Genomic DNA, 20,576 nt, shown 5'->3' with positions numbered 1-20,576 from the left:
TAACCATAGCAATATGCACAAACACATTCAAAATATTGTGATTCTTAAGGCTGATTTTAAGTGTTATTTCTGGGTTATTTCCCAAAATGTGACAGAAAATAAAAAATCTCAGCGAAATATGAGACATACTCGCTGAGAAATCAAGTGGAGCGGACGACGGGAATCGGACCCGCGTAATCAGTTTGGAAGACTGAGACTCTACCATTGAGCTACGTCCGCAATCATCTCATTCTACTTACCGCAAAATGGCGACTCGTCCAATTATACAGGTGCTTTTGACATCGACACAAGTGCGCATACATATTTTCTTATAATTTATATTTTTCTATAAGACTTCTAGCATTACAACAGCGGATGCAAAAGCTGAATTATCTTCTAACAATCCATCGTGAGTAAGCGAAATATGCCAGCAGATTTTATTGTCTAAGTTCTCAAGTACTTGATCCAAACGCTTACTGCTATCTGGATTCTTAGCATCTTGATTCTTAACATCTGAATTCTTAGCAAAAACACTTTCCAGCGATTTTACAAGTTGAGAATGAACATCTGAGCCGAGAATAACGCGAGGGCAACCATGAGAATCGTTAAGAATCTCAATACTCGCCCACGGCATGTTATCTAAAGTATATGGGTAAGGGCTATTTATTGTGCATAACGCTTCAGACCACGCTTTAATCACAGCTTCTTTGCCGGCCCAGCGTGCGGCAATATGTAATGCTTTCTCATCATTCTTAGCTTGCGCACGAAGATCACATTGTCGGAGTTCGCGCACAGAAAACAGAGCACGCCAGCCGTTGCTATCCTGCATCTGCTGAGCAAACTGCGCAACGCTGACTATATCGTGGCCAAGTCCTGCAATCATGCGCACACCTTTCCGACGTAACAACTTTATACAGATATATCATCAATAAATATGTCAATAGGTATATCAACAGATATATAAACAGATATACCAACAGATATACCAACAGATATACCAAATCTTCACAATATGACACGAAATGTGCAAATAGCTTTATTTTAATAAATTCTCATAGAATAAGAAATCTTATAAGAAATTAATAGATTATGTTGCTTCAGCAGCATTTTATACATGAACCACCCCAACTCCCCAAAAAAGCATAAATTTTAGAACCTTACGCGCAAATATATAAAGCGGTAATCGTAAGATTGCATTAGTAATTTGAAGAGAAAAATATGAGTAAGAAGGTTGCACATGTTTTGCATAAATTGCGGTAATAAACTTGAAAGCAGCGACAAGTTTTGCACAAAATGCGGAACTCCTGCGGATAACGCAAGCAAAAAGCCTTTTTATACTCAAAAGAAGTTTATGATACCGATAATTGCATTAGTAGTGTTAGTTTTAATCTGCTCTTGCACAGGAATAGCGTTATACGTATCAAATAAAAATCACTCTTCCTTATTCTCTACTTCTCAAAGCATAGTAATACCAAAAGTTTTACAATCGCAAAGCGCTCAAAGCGTAGTTGACTCGTTACATAAAAAAGGAGCAAATGCGCGTTTAGTGAAAGAGTTTAGCGCTAAAAACTCAGGAGATTTTGTACGCTATAAGAATGTAAAACAAGGCGATCGAGTAGATAAAAATCACGTTGTTGAAGTAGTGGAATCTAAAGGTCCTGGCGTACCAGAAAAAGGCGTTGTCGGCGCAAGTTTAGAAAAAGCCGAAAAAATTGTGAAGTCGATGGGTGTGACTGTGAGGCTTCACCACGTGCCAGCAACTGATTCTGCAGTAGGTAAAATCGTTGCTTCCAGCCCAGTGCCTGGAAACGCTGTTGGCAAAGACGACGTAATACATATCGCAGTTGGAGAAAACACTGACGGCGTGCCAGTAAACGTGTTTGGTGTGGATAAAGAAAAAGCTAAGGACATGCTATCTTCTAAGCCTTTCAGCGTGGATCTTCGCCCGAAGTTTTCTTCTGCAAAATATTTCGGCAAAATCGTTGGCGCTTATCCAGCTTTGGGCACTAAAGGCGATCCTAAATCCGTAACGCTTTACTATGGCGTTGACGCTTCTAAAGCTAAGAATGTTGTAACTGAGCCGACGGATTTCGGCGATAAAACGGCTTATCTTGTAACTCGGGCAGGCTCTTTTGTTGGCAAGTGGTGCACGAAGAGTGGTAATTGCATAAAACTTATTCCGCGTCTTATGAGCAATGAACAATTCGTAGAGGAACGAAATATTAGGAGACTTATTCCGGCAGATATTGCAGATAAAAACGGTAGAATACCTGATGAAAGCCACAAAGGTTATCTAAATAGTAAGGGTGTTCTTGAATTAAATTCAGGAAGCCAGGATCCTACGGGTTACGCTGTATTTGATAAGAATCTTCCAAATAGTTCAATGATGAGAAATCATCTTATTTCTGGTGATACTGGTGCTGTGGAGCTGTATTCTGAAGGCGCTATTGTGCAATGTGACAATCAAGATGTTCCTGTTGGAGACACTACATCCACATGCCTGAACGGAAAATACGTTCAGCTTCCACATAACGATCCAGACGAATATGACCGTATTAAAAATGATCCAGGTGCAGACGTTGGTTTCTACTATACAATGCAAGATTTTATGGTAGTTGTGCCTGTTGGTGCGAAATTCGATAAACTTTTAAATAGCGGATATTTCGTTGGAAAAGGCGAAACTAAACCAGATTTGACTCGTCCGTTTATTTTGCGCAGGAATCCTAAGCTATACAAAGAAACGCGCAAGAATTTGCCTGCTGGAGGAGGCGATTGGGTTAATCCTTTTGTGCCTACAGAGCATAGTCGCGCAGTTCCGTTCGCACCTGCCCCGGACGATTCAAACGCGTATTATCTTGTGGAAGAACCTTTCGACTGGGATACTTCCACTAGCGAATCATTGTAAAAGCTATAAGAAGCTACAAGAAATCACATCAGAAGACACTTATAAAGCTACAATCTAAACATAGTTTTACAATTCTCTGTCTTTAACAAAACTATTCCAATCAAACGGCTGCTCAACTAAATAGTATGCATTTGAATCATCTGGAGCCGGAGCAAAAGGAATAGGCTTATTAAATTCAGTAGGAATAAACGGATTGCGACGCAAATCACTGTCTTTTGCGTCTGCCACACGCTCGGATTCGCTATAGCTAGCAGGGTCGCGACGCAAAATAAACGGACGATTCATATCAGGCTTCGTGCTACCTACGCCCTTAAAGAATCCGCTTGCTTCAACTTCATCAAGCTTCGCATTAACAGGAACAAGCACAAAATACGCGCGCATCTTAAATACAAGCCCTTGATTCATTCCAGGAATCTTCCTGTAATCAGACTTGTAATCTTCAAAGCGAGAATCGTTATCTAAATCCTCATACGAATAAATCTTTCCATTAATGCAATAGTCTGAATGAACTTCAACTATTTTATTACCGCAATAAGGCGCTCCACCATCGCGGAAAATATCAACCATACCTGAATCACCAAAAAGCAATGTATTGCGCAAAGGCAGAGAATTCTTATTTTCACTACTATCATCCGTGTCAATTGCATCGCCTAATAATTGCTGCGTATACTGCCACATATCAAAACTGTGATGATACTTTCTACTGTCATCGCCAGCTAAATCTTCCATAGCATGAGAGCCACGAAGAAGAAGATCCGTGTTCTCTTCCGGATCTTGAACATTGTAATGCCCTGTTTCAAACTCTAAGCAATCTCCCGACTTCGTGCACCACTTTCCAACAAATGGAACTAATGTAGAAACTACGGTTGCATGGTTACCTTCACCATATTCGCGCTTGCTAGTAAACATTTTCTTCGTTTCAGAAGCATCAGCACCATAGTAAAGCGTTAAACTCTCGCTTGCGTTATGCGTTCCTAATGCAGGATTTGATCCAACAATCTTGCCTATATATTTTCGAGACGAATACCTTGGCACAAGGCGTATTTTATTGTATCCGCCACGATTCATCATTTTCCTGTAAGCGCGATCTTTATCTGTGTTAAATAATTCCACTGGAACGCCCAGATTATCCGAATAATTATAATCGTCACCTATTGCCAGCTTTATACTTCTACTCTCCCCTAATGGTTCGCCTGGCATTGGGTCAGATGCAACGATTTTTCCTGGATGCTCAGAATATACTTTATAAATCGCAACCGGCACTCCCATAGACTTCATAATTTTTTCAGCTTTATTTAAGCTCGAACCAACAACGCCTTTCGCAGGCATTCCAGGACCTTTGGATTCTATTACGGTTACAACGCCATTTTTAGGGAATTTTTTGCCGGCTTTTGCATTAGCGAATCCTGCGAAATTGCCTTTTTCTTCACCGCTAAATTCTTTAACTAAACGAGTTTTGAATCCTTTAGATTTAAGATCTTGAATAACATCTTCAGCTTTTTGCGAAGAATCAGCTTTAGGTACTACGAGATTGTATGAAGAAGAAGCTGAGTTATTTGAATTATGCGAGCTCGTTAAGAAAACAGTAAGGCAAATTATAACTATTAAAACTACTACAGCTACGCATGAGGAAATAATAACTAAATTGCGATTTTTAGAGAAGAAATTATTGCTGCTTGGATTTTGAATGTTAGCCGGATTTTGGATATTGCCAGGACGCTGGATATTGCCCGGATTTTGGATATTGCCCGGACGCTGAATGTTGTTGAATCTTGACGGGTTGTTTGGATTTGAAGGGTTGTTGAATCTTGACGGATTTCCAGGATTGTTTGGATTGTTTGAATTATTCAGATTTCCAGGATTATTCGGATTATTCGGAATTGAACGATTATTCTGAATTCTTCGATTAGCAATATTCTGTCGATTACCTGCGTTTACCGGTCTGCTTTGATTAAATTGGTTACTTTGATTAAATTGATTTCCTTGATTACGCGAATTACTTTGATTAGGCTGATTCTGATTGAACTGATTTTGATTAGGTTGATTTGAATTAGGCTGATTTTGATAGTCGCTTACTGTTGCACCACATTTTGTACAAAACTTATCATTTCCATCAATCTTATTGCCGCAGTTCTCGCAAAACATCTTTAACCTTCTCTCACGCAAGCAACAATCTCATCTACAGAACAAAGTCTTATTTCTATACTACAGCTACTTACGCGATTTTTTAATGCGAAAAATATGCCAGAAAAATTACAAGCATTTATATCAAAAACAAAACAGAGTAAAACAAACAAAGCAAAAACAAACAGAGCGAAAACAAAAGCCGGAGAAAATACCAGCAAATGTTTCCGCTCTGGTTGTGCATTTATTTCAATGCGTCAATACATCAGAAGCTCAGCAGTAGTATCCGTTTGCGTTAAGGCGAGCTTCAGGATTAAGCAGCATCGCCTTTTCTGCCTCGTGGCCGTCGTAGCGAGTGCCATCTGGAAGACGAGTACCATCCTTCAGCAAGTGACGATTCTCAACAGGCTCGAACAGTGCAGATCGACCCATCATGCCTTCCTCAAGCCTCCTCTGACCTGCAGCCAAACGAGCATTTGCCTTTGAACGCCACTCTTCAAGCGCATCGACACCAGCGCTAGCAGCAACAGCCGCCTCAAAAGCGCCAGGGTGAACCAATGCAACAAATCCGCTAACGTGACCGAAGCCGAGCGAAGTTGCGAGAGCAGCCTTCACTGCACAAGAACCAGCACCGGAACCAGCAACATTACCAATGCGCATCGGCTCACGCAACCAAACCATGTGGTCGTCGCGCGCAAGCTTAGGATCCACGCAGTCAAGCGATGCATTTCCAGGAATTACGCCACTTCTAAACAGTTGCGTCAAACCGTTGATTTGGAAGATGCACGCGCCACCCTTTGCGTGACCGGTCAGCGTCTTTTGGCTGATTACGAACAGTGGATTTCCATCCGTACGTCCGATTGCATGCGCAAGAGTATTGTGCAACTCGGATTCGTTCGGATCGTTTGCATTCGTGGAAGTATCGTGCTTAGAAACCACAGCAATATCATCCGGAGTAACGCCAAGAGCCGCCAAATCGCGCACAAGCTTAGACTTAGCTCCACCCATGCCTGCAGCCAAAGCACCCAAGCCAGGAGCAGGAATAGAAGTGTGAATGCCGTCAGCGTAGGAGTGAATGAAACCAACCACACCAGCAACAGGCAAGCCAAGCTTCAAAGCAATATCGCCGCGCGTAACCAAAATCGTACCGCCACCTTGAGCTTCAAGGAAGCCGCCGCGTCTGCGATCGTTTGCGCGAGAGAAGAATCGAGGATTTATGCCCTTAGCATACATTTCTTCACTATTGGCAGTTGCGTTCATATTGCCGAAGCCAACCACAGATTCCACACCGATATCGTCAATTGCGCCAGTTACTACAAAGTCAGCTTTGCCAAGAGCAATCTTATCAACGCCTTCTTCAAGCGAAACCGCTGCAGTTGCGCATGCAGACACAGGCTGAACCATGTTTCCGTAACCGCCGATATATGTTTGCATTACATGCGCTGCAACAACGTTTGGAAGTGCTTCTTGCAATACGTCCGTAGGTATTTCACGGTTCAAGAATCGATCCAAATACAGTTTTCGCATTGAACTCATGCCGCCGAAACCGGTGCCTTGAGTTGAAGCAACCATTGAAGGATGCACAGCTTGCAATATTTCAGAAGGCGTGAAACCAGCGGAAATATAAGCGTCCACGGTTGTGACGATATTCCACAATGCAATCGTGTCAACACTTCCAACCATCGAAGCTGGAATGCCCCACTTTAGCGGATCGAAGCCCTTAGGGAATTGTCCACCAACAGTTCTGGTCATTGCAGCTCTGCGCGGAACGCGAATAACAGATCCAGACTTGCGCGTAACAATCCACTCTCCCGATTCAGCATCACGAGCAATCTCAGTGTGCGCTTCGTCGAGCGCCACGTATTCGCGCGCAATTGTTTCTGTTGGAACGCTGAAAGTTACGTCGTGATCGAGGAAGATTTCTGCTTCTTCTTCGTTCGCTCCATCCTTGTAATCGCCGCCCATTCCGGTTTCAAATGGTCGAATACCGGAACGTGCTACTACTTCATCGCGATATTTCTCCGCAATATCTTCTTCTGGGACAAGCGTGCCGTCCGCATCATACCAGCCTGGCTTTGGTGAATCCTGCCAAGTAAGCAAGCCCATATTCCAAGCCAATTCCAGTACTGCTCCTGCAGAAAGCTCCACGGATCCGTCTTCGCGAATTCCAAGTTCTGCTTCGAAACGAGTACGTCCGGAACCCCATGGACCAAGCTCGCCGACTGAGACGATTACGATTTCGTCTTCTGGACGCGCTGTTACATTCTTCCAATCAGCCAAGTTCACATGTGCTTGAGTTGGCACGTAAGGAGTTGGCAGAGCTTTGTTTGTTGACTTTGCAGAGGAGATTGCAGACGATACAGTTTCTTCTGAAGCAGCTTCAGCAGCTTTTTCTGCTTCTTCCGCACGCTTCTGATCTTCCAGCGCTTCTGCACGAAGAGCATTCAAATCAAGAGGCTCCTTGCCTAATCCACCAGTAAAATCTACGTCCAAAGGAGCTATTGCAGCCTGCTCTCGAGATTCCTTAGTGCACAAATCAAGCAAACGATCTGCCATTTCTTGAGTTGAGTAGGTAGTTAAGCCATGACGTTCAACTACAGCCACAAGCGGATCATTTCCACCCATTAAGCCAGTTCCACGCACCCAGCCAATCTTAGGATGAGCGAATGTAACGCGATCTGACCACACACTTTCCGCATGCGCACGATTCACAATCGCGTCGAAAGCGCTCTTGACTTCGCCATAAGCACCGTCGCCGCCAAACATACCACGGTTTGGAGAGCCAGGTAACACAACGTGCATACGATGTTGCACATCCGTATCTGCTCCAATCTGTGCAAATCCGGCGATTGCGCGCTCAACACCCCACAGCATAAGTCTTGATTGCGATTCAAAAAGCGAACCAGAATCAGCCAAAGTGCCGTGAACTGGTGGAGCCGCGAATGGGAAGAACATACTCGGCTCATAAGCAGGCTTCAAAATGGTGGTTGTTGCACCGCTAACCTTCTTTGAAACCGTGCCAACCCACTTTACAAGCGCGTCAACATCGCGATAACTAGACAAGTTTGCTGGAACAAGCCACAACTTTGCACCCATTGAAGCATGCTTACGGTAAGCTTTCTTTGCCCAAGACTTAACGCTCGGCTTGAAACTGTGAGAAGTTGCAATAACCGTAGCACCGCCTTCAAGCAATCCTGTTACAACACGAGCAGCAATAGAGTTAGGAGCAACGCCTGTAACAACGGCCACATCTGAGGCAAATCGAGTTGCATATCCACTGTCTTTAGCCGCATAAGACGAATCCTTCACGTTCGCGCGAGCATCATCACAAATGCGATTAAATATTGTAGATAGATTATTCAGATGATTTTCTTGAGATTTCTTTGCGAACCAAGCAGCTTCAGCCGCAACGGATTCTCCAGCTCCCAAGAAGCTTCCGATATTATTTAGGATTGCTTCAACATCATTAGGATTCACATCAGCAGAAGTTGCAGCTGCAGAAGTTGCATTACTATTAGCGCAAGCATACTTGTAATACAAGCGAGCAACGTCTTCGCGAGCAGAAGCCCAGCGATCGTCGAAAAGAATCGCCTTACGCTCATCAAATCGAGGAGCAACTTGCTTTGGCCAATCAGCACCAAGCTCAGCTTCAACAGCAGCCACAACAGCAGCATTTTCGTCACTCTCAGTTTCTGCTTTAGGAGCTTCAACACCGAGCTTTGCTAACACAAACTTAGCTGTTGCAGCAAGTACTCCGTCCGCTCCAACAACGCGTTCAGCAAATGCATCAAGAGCTGCAGAATCAACAACAGCACCGCCTGCACCACCAGCAGCACCAGGCTGAGAAACGCTAACGCCGTGAGCTTGTGCGACTTGCGCAATTGCAGCGTCAATTAACGCATCCGCAGCAGAAGTGTTCTTTGCTGGTTCAGTTGAAATTTGCGCAAGATTTTCGCCGCGCACGCTAGCACCTTCACGCGTTTGCAAAACCAAAGCTGCAAGCACGTGAGCACGCCAGCCTTCACCTAACTGCCAAACTTCCAAAATACGCTTATCAATTTGCGCTGGCTTCACGCCTGCTGCACCGAAAAGCGCACGTAAACGTTCGCGCACAATATCGGAAAGCACAGCACCAAAAGCCTTATAGCGTGGAGCAACGGAATCAACCAACTTACGAAGAGCACTCATTGGAGCTTCTGCTGCACCATCCACGCTTGCCACGCCAAGCTCGGAGCTAATATCCATAAGAAGCTGGTTTCTGCGCGAAGATACGCCGTTTGTAAGAGTATCCGTTGTATCCGTATCGCCAATTTGGTCAAGACGGATTTTTGCACTATAGGCAATAAGCATTGAGATTGCGTCAGATGCTTTGAATGGCAAGTCTGCTACAGGTCCGCTTGCTGCAGGGGCAGGAGCCGAAAGAGCCGAAGCAGGAGCGGCAGACGGCACAGCAGCGGCAGGAGCAGCATTCGCAGTAGTAGAAGTAGTAGTAGAACCAGCAGGAGCAGCAGAAGCAGCTTCAGCCGTACTATCTTCCTCAGCAAATACTTCTGGCACAAGCGAATCCGTGTCTGTCATATAAACGCGACCTTCATCTCTGCCAACGTTATAAACAGTTACCTTTTCGCCACTAAACTGCGGCAAAGCTAGAGTTTTAGCACCAAGATTTGCCAAAGTTGGAGCGTTTCCTAAACCAACTTCCACGTATTCTTCAACGCCAAGACCACCGCGAGCGCGATCTGCAAACATAAGAGCCTGCGTTTCAATCCAGCGAACTGGAGAAGCGAACTGCCATGAAAGAAGCTCTGTAAGAAGCAATCTACCAAGCTTCTGCTCATCATCTGCATAAGATTTCCACGTAGTTTCATCTTCCAAAGCTGCTTCAATACGCTCAGATGGAACAACATCCAAAATCTTCTGTGCAAATTCACGAGTAAGCTCGAAAGGCACAGCTACTAAGTTAGGAATATATCTTCCAACTAAACGAGAATAGTCAATATTCTCTGGGAGAAGTGAATCAAGCTTATCGCGGAATTCCGGCACACCTTTGCGAAGCACACGAGAATGGAATGGCACGTCAATTCCAGGAACAAACATGAACGGCGGCTTACCACCATATTCTTTTGCTCGCTTAGAAGCGTCTGCAGCCAAGGCCTTCAAACCTTTAACCGTTCCAGCAATCGCATACTGTTGACCAGCCAAATTGTAGTTTACAATTTGCAAGAATTCACCAGTAGCTTTAGAAATGCCGTCAACGTAAGCGTTAACGCCTTCATCGTCCACACCGAACTGGTTTGGTCGAAGCGCGCCCATGCGATAGTTTGAGCGACCTTGTGCGTCTCGCTCAATCAAATGATGCATGGTAGATCCGCGATGGAATACTAATTCAAGCACAGTTTCGAGCGGAATAATTTGCGCGAAGGAGCTTAAAGCATTGTATTCGCCAAGCGAGTGACCAGCAAAGTATGCAGGCCAAATATCGCATCCTGCTTCACGAAGACGAGCTGTTTGAGCAAAAGCAACTGTTGCAAGCGCAACCTGCGTGAACTGCGTCAAATTCAGCAATCCCTCAGGATGACGGTAAGTTACGCCGTGAGCTGTAAGCTCCTTAGGATTATCACGCACAACTGCGAGGATTGAGAATCCAAGCTTTTCGCGAGTAAGCTTATCAGCTCTTTCCCAAGTATCACGCACTGCAGGCGATTTTGCTCTCTCATCCAGAGACATTCCTTGCTTTTGAATACCCTGACCCGGGTATACGAATGCTGCTCGTGGAGCGCGAGTAAGCGCACTGGCTTTAGACACAATTTGCCCGTTAACTCGGCATGTAACTTCCAAAGCGAGACCGCCGCGGCGAACTTTACCAACGCGCTCAACTGTAATTTCTACTTCGTCATCAAGCTGAACCATGCCGTACATGTTGTAAGACCAGCCGATTAACTCATAGCGAGCGCCCTTTGCGTCAACTGCTTGAGCTACATGCTGAGCTGTTGCAGAAAGCCACATTCCGTGTACAAGAGGTGCAGAAAGTCCAGAAATTGCAGCCCCACGCTTAGAAGTGTGGATTGGATTGAAATCTCCAGAAGTACGAGCGAAAGCGGTCATATCGTGTGGCGCACGAATTACTACTCTGCGCAAAGCACGACGAGGAGTGTCCTCAACTTCGTATCCGTGTAATTCTGCAGAATCACCATACTGTGCAGCTGGCACAGGAAGTGCTGAGCTAAAGCTGCGTCCGCGAATTGCAAAGCGCTCTGTTTCGTGAGCCAAACGAGTTCCATCAGCTGCAGTATGAATTACGTGAATTGTTACAACGCGTCCGGAAGCAGATTCAGCGTAAGGCTCTGCCCATCCGAGTAAGTTGATCTTTTTATCAACATACTTGCGGAAATCTTCAGCATCAACATCTAGCTCAACTAAGTGATCTAAATGAACAGCGTTGAGAAGGCCTTCAATAACAGGGTAACCATCTACCATCACAGAGCCTAAAGCCGAGTAAATAGTTGGCCAAGCAGGTCCAACTAAAGCGTCAGGCACAATGCGAGAAGCAAGCAACCCATCTGGGAGTCTTCCAGCAGTAGCTGACTCGTGATCAATTCCAAGATTGCGAGAGAAAGTATAAGATGAGTGAACTAATCCAAATGGAGATTTCTCATAACATTCGTTAAGCAAATCTTCTGGTAATTCAGATTCTGTTCCAGCTGTTTCAATCTTTGGCATAGATTCGAGTACGTCACCTGTAATCGCCGTGTTTCCAATACCTGCGGTTGCTGCAAGCATATCGTACACGTGCTTTGGTAAGCGTTCACGGTCAACTACCGGTATGCTTCCTGCTCGACTTGCGTCAACTGTAAGCGGAATAACAATATCTCGCACAGCATGCTTAATCTTAGGCAACTTATTAGAAGACTTATTGCCAGTCTTTTGAGAATTCTTCTTAGAATTATCAGAATCATTTGAATTCTCGTCATCCCAGAATGTGTCCAACTTAACGTCTAAATCAAGCTGAATAACGTCATTTTTCTCGCTAATAACGCTAATCACATAATTTTCATCGCCAAGATTAGTACCATAAGCCGGATTAGAAGTCACATGGCCAACCCAAGAAATATTCGGGCATGCACGCACGTAAGCTTCAACATTTTTAGCATCTGAAATCTGACTAAAAGCTTTAGGCTCATAGCATTCGGAAGATTCAGAAGATTCAGAAGACTTATCAGACTTAGAAGACTTATTCTTATCAGATTTGCTCTTGTCTAATTTATTCTCATCTAACTCTAAATCTTTAGCGCGCTGCATCATAGCTGCTTCGAAACGACCGAGAATATCCGCGATCGGCTCATCCATAGTCGTGATACCAGCCACGGAAATAGGGCCAGGTATTACGCGCACAGCATCCGCTGAATAACGCGAATCTTCAGACTGCCAAAGCTGATCTTGACCCCACCAGCGCAGCAAATCATTGTCAATAACTGGCACGAATGGCATTGGCTTAGGATATTCGCGAACCAAAGTTGGGAACCAAGCGGCATCCATTGGCACAACGTTAAGTTCACGAGCTTGAGGCAAAGCTTCAAGTAACGCATCCAAAGCATCTTGAGGATGTTCGCTAACTTGCGCGCGAGTTGGCAAAATCGAAGTAAACTCACCAGAATCCTGAGAAATAAGACGAGCTTCAATACGCTGGAGCAAATGCAAGTAGCGATCCGCGTAAGTAGGATCAACCCAAGGATAAGTTAAATCAAGGAATCTTTGAGCAAATTGCGCATAAGTCATAGTTTCAACATCGCCAAAATATGGCTTAGCTGTGGCATTAAGCGCGCTAATAACCTCATCTCTGCGAGTTTCAAGTTCTTCAGGATGCTTCATCATATGAACAAGCAAGCGACCACAGCGAGCAGAAGCGTTTTCTAACTCGTAAATATCTGCATGCAAATGGCTTAAACCACTTGTAACTCCGCCAACTACACCACCAGAAGGAACCCAACGCTCTCCCATTGGAGCAAATGGATCATCATCAAATCCTTCAACACTAGAAGCTTTTGGAGCTACAATTCCAGGAGTTTCTACAAGCATGCGCTTTACTTCAGGACTTGTATGCGCTTCTTTAGCGGTCATTGCAGCTGTACCAATCATCACAGCATCAACTGGCATATTAGGCAAATCATATTCATTCGCCCACTGTCCAGAAATATAATCTGCAGCGCGAGAAGGAGTACCGATACCACCGCCGGCAACAAGTACCAAATTATCGCATTCACGAACTTGCGCGTATGTTGAAATCAACAAATCGTCAAGCGATTCCCAAGAGTGGTGTCCGCCTGCAGATCCTCCTTCAACTTGTGCAATAATCATCGCTGGAGCAACAGCTTTCGCAATTCTCACAACTTGACGAATTTGATCAACAGTTCCAGGCTTAAATGCCACATAGGAGAATCCGTCTGAATGCAAAGAAGCAACCAACTCTTTTGCTTCATCTAATTCAGGTATGCCAGCGGAAATTACAACGCCATCAATAGGAGCACCAGATTGACGTTTCTTTGAAACTATTCTCTTTGAACCAAATTGCAAATTCCACAAGTAACGGTCCATAAACATAGCATTGAACTCAACAGTAGAACCTTCGTTAAGCTGCTTTGTAAGAGAATTCATATGACGATCAAAAACTTCAGCGGTAACTTGACCACCGCCAGCAAGCTCTGCCCAATATCCAGCATTTGCAGCTGCAGCAACGATTTCCGGCTCCACGGTTGTTGGAGTCATACCTGCAAGAAGCACAGGAGCTTTACCAGTCAGTTTGCTGAACTTTGTAAGAACTTTATTTCCTGCAGGAGTTTCAATAACGCGAGGTGCAAAATCATCCCAGCATCCCGTACGAGCAGGAGCGCAATCCATTGTTGAAAGCTTTGCGCGAGAATTCACTGAAGCAGCTTCAACTACTCCAGCGCCAGTACCTTGAACAAGCACACCGGTAAGCTTTCCAAGTACTTCTCCAGGACCCATATCTATAACCCAAAGCGAGCGCGCGTCTGTGTTTTCAAGCACATTTTTAACAAGCTCAGACCAATCAACAGGCTTAACTAATACTTCATCTGCTAGAGTGCGCACAAGTTCTACATTCAAACCAGCTTCATCAGCCCAATCTTCAGCCTGCTTAACTGCAGCTTCCATCATTGGAGAATGGAATGGAACAGTTACGTCTAAATATTCAGCTACAGGAGAAAATACGGATCCGCCGCGCACTTTCATCTCACGCAATTTCTTAGAACGCTTAGATTCTTTCTGCGCTTCGTTTGCAACAGCTTCCATATCTTCTGGATATCCTGAAAGCACAACGTGATTGCGAGAATTTTTTACAGCAATCGATATTGTGCCTTTAGTGCGTTCAACACGTGCAATCAATGCTTTTGCTTGCTTTTCAGTAACGCCTTTAAGAGAAAGCATTGGGGTTAAATCACCATCACCGGAAATTTCAAGCATACGCGATTCGCGATCACCTGCTGCTCCAATTATGTAAGCGCAAGCAAGTAATTCTTCTATTTGAGTGCGAGCTTTCTGCCAAGATCCAGCTTTAATGCGAGCTTCAACCATTCTTGCTGCAATCACACCTTGAGAATGACCGAGTACAGAATATGGCTTATTAACTTCAAAGTTATAACCAAGATTAGTTAAATCAAGCACTGCGCCTAACTGTGCTAAAGCAATTCCAGGAACGCTTAATTGTGCATCTGATGCATGAATATGCTTATTATCAATTGCATCAAATACGTTCATGTCTCCACCTGCGTTAGCTAATAATTCAGCGTAAATTGGAGACAATAATGCTTTTGCGCTTGATTCGTAACGGTGAAGCTCAGCATCTAATTCTGCGTCATCGCGCAAGGATCGAAGAGCATCAACCCATGGAGTTGATTGTCCTGCGAAAGCAAGCACGTGAGGATCTTTAGCGAGTCGATCAAAAAAGTATGTTGTCATGATATTTCCTTCTCGTTGATATCTGATTTAGATCTTTTTATAAATTCAATATTCAATAACTGATTGATTCATTTACATAGGCTGATTACCATGATGCTTACCGGTCCTCGAAACGCGCTTTTTGCTACGTAAAAGACTCAGAGAACCAGATATCATATCGCGAGTCTGCTCAGGGTCGATCATTGCATCAATCTGACCAGTTTCTAGCGAAAGATTTGCATTAACAGTAGTTGCCTCGTATTCGTCAACAAGTTTTTTACGCAAAGCATCCACATCTTGACCGCGTTCTTTTGCTTTATGTAAATCTTTTCGATGAATAATATTCACAGCACCTTGAGCGCCTAAAACAGCAATCTGGCTGGTTGGCCAAGCGTAATTTACGTCAGCACCCATAGATTTCGAGCCCATAACAATGTAAGCTCCACCAAAAGCTTTGCGCAAAATCACTGTTACAAGCGGAACTTGAGCATTCGCGTAAGCGTAAATCACTTTTGCGCCCCTACGAATAATTCCAGCATGCTCTTGATCTGATCCCGGCTTATAACCAGGCGTATCAACCAGGGTAACGACTGGAAGATTAAAAGCATCACATAATCGCACAAATCGCGCTACTTTTTCGGAAGAATTAACATCCAAAATACCAGCGTTTACTTTAGGCTGATTTGCCACGATCCCAACAGGATGCCCTTCAATGCAAGCAAAACCGACTACTGCAGAAGCAGCATACAATTCCTGAACTTGCACAAACTCACCGTAATCAACGATTCTGCGAATTACGTCAAGCACGTCATAAGGCTGACGATCGTTATCAGGCACGATATTTGCTAATTCTCGCGCAGTTTCACGATCTGCACGAGTAGCAGAATACGCAAAAGTAGGAGGCTCAGACTCGCAGCTAGATGGCAAATAAGCCAAAATCGTGCGCGCATAATCGATTGCGTCAGCTTCATCTTCACCCAAATAGTGAGCAACTCCGGAAGTTGCGTTATGCACAAGTCCGCCGCCCAAATCGTCCATGCTAATAGCCTCGCCTGTTGCAGCTTTAACAACATCCGGGCCGGTAACGAACATGTTTGAATGTTCGCGAGTCATAATAATCAAATCAGTTAGCGCAGGGCAATAAACTGCACCACCAGCGCAAGGACCAAGAATTAGTGAGATTTGCGGAATTAAACCGCTTGCTTCACAAGTTTTTTTGAAGATTCGTCCGTACTGCATAAGCGCACTAACGCCTTCTTGAATACGCGCACCACCGGAATCAATTACTGCAACAACAGGCACTCGAAGCTCTAAAGCCATATCCAAAAGATGGCAGATTTTCTCACCTTCAGCTTTGCCTAAAGTTCCACCTTTAACAGAAAAGTCTTGCGCATAAACTGCAACTTTTCGGCCATAAACTTCACCAAAACCAGTGATTACAGCGCATCCGGCAACATCGTTATTAATGTCGCCGCCGTTAAAACGTCCGATTTCCACGAATGATCCGGTGTCAAAAAGCAAATCTAGGCGCTCTCGTGCAGTGCCTTTTCCTTTTGCATGCTGACGTTCGCAAGCTGTTTGCTCAGCATCTCTAGCTAATTGAGCTGCATGCTGAACGGCTGCTTTTCCACGTCTTGGCTGCAAAGTTTGCTCTTCTGAATCGGATTTTGAACTCGAATTTTTTGTTAGAAGAGATGACCTATCTTTTACTAAGGCACTCATTATTTCTGCTCTCCTTCCGACTTTTCAGCAGACTCAGCAGAATTTGCAGTATTCGCATTATTTTCAGACTTGTTGGAATCTTCAGAATTGTTAGAATCTTCAGACTTATTTGCGCCGCTCTTCGAACTACCGGATATATCAATAGTCACGATTTTTGCGCCAGCTTCAACGCCATCTCCAGGACTTACAAAAATACCTGTAATAGTTCCAGCAGCTGGAGCATACACGTAATTTTCCATCTTCATAGACTCAAGAACAGCCAGCAAATCACCTTTAGCAACCTTCTGACCTTCAGCAACATTCACGCGCGTAATAACAGCTTGCATAGGAGCAGCTATAACACCAGGAATCTGCTTTTGCTCCTCATTTTTATGCGTATCTCCGCGAAGACTACGACCACGAAGAGGCTGCGAAACTCTGGAAACACTACGTACTCGTGCGGAACCAGTAAGATTATCGACAATATCTTGAGGAATTGTAAGCTTTACGCGCTTGTTATCGACTTCAATTACGAATGATTCCATAGCAGGCTGCTTATTTTCAGGCTCACCTGAAACCTGACCAGAAACAAGAGATGCTGGCTGCCCGCCCAAAGAAGCTGCAGGAACACGATTCAAATACTTGCGTTCCATCCACTTAGTAGATACGTCAAAACTGTGATTTTCAGCAGTAAACTCTGGATCGTTAAAAATCTGCTCAAAAAGTTTTGCAGGTGTTGGCACGCCCTCAATGCATAATTCCTTCAAAGCACGACGAACTCGAGCTACAGCAGCTTCACGACTTTGTGCAGTTATAATTAACTTGCCCATCATAGAATCAAATTTTGGAGATACGTTATCTCCTTCTTCTACGCCAAAGTCAACACGAACTCCAGGTCCAGAAGGCCACTTGATTTTCGTCAAAGTTCCAGAACTTGGAGTCAAATTAGTTGCAGGATCTTCAGAAGTAATACGAAGCTCAAAACTGTGTCCTCGCGGCTCTGGATCTTTAGTAAGATTCTTGCCATTTGCAATATTTAATTGCTCGCGAACTAAATCAAGTCCACTAACTTCCTCACTAACAGTGTGCTCGACTTGCAAACGCGGATTAACTTCTAGGAAGTAAACCTTATGCTGAGAAGTCACCATATATTCACACGTGCCAAGGCCCACGTAATCAACAGCTTCAAATAGGTTACGAGAATATCTGCGAAGCTGATCATTCTCATCGTCCGTTAAGAACGGCGCAGGAGCCTCCTCAACTAACTTTTGATTGCGGCGCTGCACAGAGCAATCGCGCGTGGAATATACGGTGAAATTCCCATGACTGTCACGTCCACATTGTGTTTCGACGTGACGAGCTTTATCTATAAAGCGTTCAATAAAGTATTCGTCTAAATCTCCGCCTTGCAAAGCGTCGTGATTCATATAAAAACCGCGCAACTCGTCGTCGTTATGCACAACGGTAATGCCTCGTCCGCCACCGCCATCAGTGCGCTTCATCATAACCGGGTAACCGTGAGTTTGCGCAAATGTTAAAAGCTCTCGAATATCTTTTACTGGATCTGAGATTCCTGGAACAGGAGGTACTTTTGCGCGTACTGCAACTCGTCTAGCTGTGATCTTATCCCCTAAATCAATCAGCGCTTCTGGACGAGGTCCAATCCAAATCACACCAGCATCGTTGACTTTCTGCGCGAAAGATGCAACTTCAGATAAGAATCCATAGCCTGGATGTACTGCGTCAGCACCACTTCTTTGAATAATGTCAAGAATCGCGTCTTCATTCAAATAAGTATCGCGATAGGTGTCTCCTGAAAGCGCGTACGCTTCATCTGCCATTTCTACAAATTGAGCATTGCGATCTGTTGGCGCGTAAATAGCAACCGTAGAAATGCCCATTTCATGCGCCGTGCGGATAACACGCAAAGCGATTTCACCGCGATTAGCGATGAGTAATTTTTTGATATTCGTAACCATACGATAAAAAATATCGGAAAATTCGCGTTTTAGTATGAGCCAACATACACAAAAGCTTGCACAAAATTTTGTACACTTCTCCAATGCACATGATTTTTACGGCACGTAATGTGTTTAGCGAAACGGAAAACGTTTAAAAAACGAAAGAAGGTTTTCATGACTAACATGAACAAAAACAATGCAGCATCAGCATTCAATGGAGCAACAGTTGCAAACAAGTTGAAAGCAGCCGCAATTTGGATTTCTAAGCCAGCTCTTCTTACTGTGCTTTTGGCTCTTTCTACTATGGCAGGCGCAATTTATATTTATCCTGTTACTCCTGTGCCGATTACCTTGCAAACTCTTGTTTTGTGCATTGCTGGTTTAACCTTGAATTGGCGCAAAGGCGTGGCCTCAGTAATTATGTATCTTGCTATTGGCGCTGCCGGCATGCCTGTGTTCGCTGGCGGTAAGGCCGGTTGGGTTGCCTTCGTAGGACCAACCGCAGGCTTCCTTGTTGGCTTTATTTTTGGCGTTGCAGCAACTGCCGCTTTGAAGCGCGTATTTGATGTAGCTCTTGACGCTATGATGCCAGAACGTTCATTCAAAAAGACTTTCGCACGTTTCAGCACTTACGCTGTAGCTTCCATAATCGGCACGATTGTTATTTACGCATTCGGCATTTTTGGCCAAAGCTACTTAACCGGCATGCCACTTTCAACTGCTGCAGCAACCTTGATTATCTTCATGATTGGCGATTTAATTAAGGCCTTTGTTGCTAGCGCGGTTTGCTCCGGATTCTACAACGTTCTTAATAAGAAGCGCGCTAACAACTAAACATAACTTCTATAAGTGGAGCATTTGTCGGAAAATCTCCGGCAAATGTTCCACTACGCTTGTTTTGAGACACTAATGCAGAACGACAACTGCACTAGTGTCTTAAAACAAGCAAAATGAGACACTAGTGCAGAAAGCAAGTCATAGCGTACGCTTTATTTAAATCTCATTTTTCATACGCAACAGCGTTCACATCACCGCTTTTAACAACAACTTCTTCTCCTGAATCTTTGCGAATCGTAAGCGAAGCATCTTCTCCAATTCTCAAAGCAACACCCTTAACAACATCTCCATCCACAGGATGCACGCTGACTTCACGTCCAAGAGTCCAGCAAACTTCATTAACTTCATTAAGCAAATCAGACGAATTATTCGGATACTTTTCTACAAAATCAGCTAAACGCGAGCGCAGTCCTCTTACAATATTTGACGCAATCACATCTCTTAACTCGTAAGATTCAGGCAAAGAAGTCATATGCATTTGCAATGATGTTGCCATTTTTATAGGTAGCACTTCTTGAGGAACATGCAAATTCAAACCTATTCCAAAAACTACGCCAATTAAATCCTCATCTACTGAAGAAACAAGTTCTGTTAATATTCCGCCTTCTTTGCAATCATGCAGAAATATATCATTAGGCCATTTAAGTTTTAAAGTACAATCTTTTCCGTGAATTGCTTCACTTTTATACTTGCTAAAAGTTTCTAATAAAGCGTCTCTAGTTGCAAAACCTGAAAGAATAGGCAACCATCCATTTCGATCCGCGTCCATAACTATTTTTTTCGGCAAAAGCGTTACAAAAGAAACTAAGAAGCTTTCACCTGGCCTGCTCACCCATTCGCGTCCAAGACGACCTCGTCCTGCTGTTTGATCATCTGCAACAATCGCATAAATTGGAAGCTCTCCACTTTTTTTAACACGAATATCACCATTTGAAATCATTTCTCTAGCAATATTTTGTGTAGAATCTGTACAAGCTACGTATACAAGTCCGTCTGATGAGGCTTCAGTTAATGGCAATACTTCATGAGCAGACAATGAAGGCATTTTTGTAACATCAGGATTTATATGAATATTCATAATATTTATTATATACGTGACTTTTAGGCTATAACCC

8 protein-coding genes and 1 tRNA gene are annotated in these 20,576 nt (G+C 44.0%); 2 read left to right on the top strand and 7 right to left on the bottom strand.

The genetic code is table 11. The annotated features are described in order from the left end of the window. Positions 1 to 145 precede the first annotated feature (145 nt). Together BFS05_RS03760 and BFS05_RS03755 are read right to left on the bottom strand one after the other, a co-directional pair. Positions 146 to 219: transfer RNA gene (locus BFS05_RS03760), tRNA-Gly, on the bottom strand. Between the two features lie 106 nt (positions 220 to 325). After that, positions 326 to 862 carry a holo-ACP synthase gene (locus tag BFS05_RS03755; protein ID WP_103084669.1) on the bottom strand — a complete coding sequence of 179 codons (537 nt, stop codon included), beginning with the start codon at positions 860 to 862 and terminating at the stop codon, positions 326 to 328. Positions 863 to 1,216: 354 nt separating this feature from the next. Between BFS05_RS03755 and BFS05_RS03750 the strand changes: the two genes are divergently transcribed. After that, positions 1,217 to 2,884 (top strand): zinc-ribbon domain-containing protein, encoded by a 1,668-nt coding sequence (locus BFS05_RS03750; protein WP_103084668.1) that lies wholly within the window; start codon positions 1,217 to 1,219, stop codon positions 2,882 to 2,884. Positions 2,885 to 2,950: 66 nt separating this feature from the next. Here BFS05_RS03750 and BFS05_RS07000 read toward each other — a convergent pair whose 3' ends face one another. The 4 genes from BFS05_RS07000 to BFS05_RS03730 all read right to left on the bottom strand — a co-directional run bounded on the left by BFS05_RS07000 (position 2,951) and on the right by BFS05_RS03730 (position 18,642). After that, positions 2,951 to 5,029, bottom strand: a complete 2,079-nt coding sequence (locus BFS05_RS07000) for a zinc-ribbon domain-containing protein (protein ID WP_258004235.1) — start codon at positions 5,027 to 5,029, stop codon at positions 2,951 to 2,953. A 252-nt stretch (positions 5,030 to 5,281) separates the two neighbouring features. Beyond that, on the bottom strand, positions 5,282 to 14,983 hold the full coding sequence (locus tag BFS05_RS03740) for a type I polyketide synthase (RefSeq protein WP_103084667.1): 9,702 nt from the start codon (positions 14,981 to 14,983) through the stop codon (positions 5,282 to 5,284). Positions 14,984 to 15,055: 72 nt separating this feature from the next. Continuing rightward, positions 15,056 to 16,684, bottom strand: a complete 1,629-nt coding sequence (locus BFS05_RS03735) for an acyl-CoA carboxylase subunit beta (protein ID WP_103084666.1) — start codon at positions 16,682 to 16,684, stop codon at positions 15,056 to 15,058. Continuing rightward, positions 16,684 to 18,642: an ATP-binding protein gene (locus BFS05_RS03730; RefSeq protein WP_103084665.1), complete on the bottom strand. Its 1,959-nt coding sequence runs from the start codon at positions 18,640 to 18,642 to the stop codon at positions 16,684 to 16,686. The genes BFS05_RS03735 and BFS05_RS03730 overlap by 1 nt, the downstream gene beginning before the upstream one ends. A gap of 156 nt (positions 18,643 to 18,798) precedes the next feature. Between BFS05_RS03730 and BFS05_RS03725 the strand changes: the two genes are divergently transcribed. Further along, entirely contained in the window at positions 18,799 to 19,458 is a 660-nt protein-coding gene (locus BFS05_RS03725; protein WP_103084664.1) for a biotin transporter BioY, read from the top strand. A gap of 166 nt (positions 19,459 to 19,624) precedes the next feature. On the opposite strand, the gene BFS05_RS03720 is transcribed toward BFS05_RS03725, so the two are convergent. Further along, complete coding sequence (locus BFS05_RS03720; protein ID WP_103084820.1) at positions 19,625 to 20,506, bottom strand: biotin--[acetyl-CoA-carboxylase] ligase; 882 nt, start codon at positions 20,504 to 20,506, stop codon at positions 19,625 to 19,627. Positions 20,507 to 20,576 lie beyond the last annotated feature (70 nt).

The organism is Gardnerella coleohominis (assembly GCF_002896555.1).
GTDB lineage: Bacteria > Actinomycetota > Actinomycetes > Actinomycetales > Bifidobacteriaceae > Bifidobacterium > Bifidobacterium vaginale_F.
Note: the sequence above shows the minus strand (reverse complement) of the source record. Positions and strands in the feature narration are given on the sequence as shown.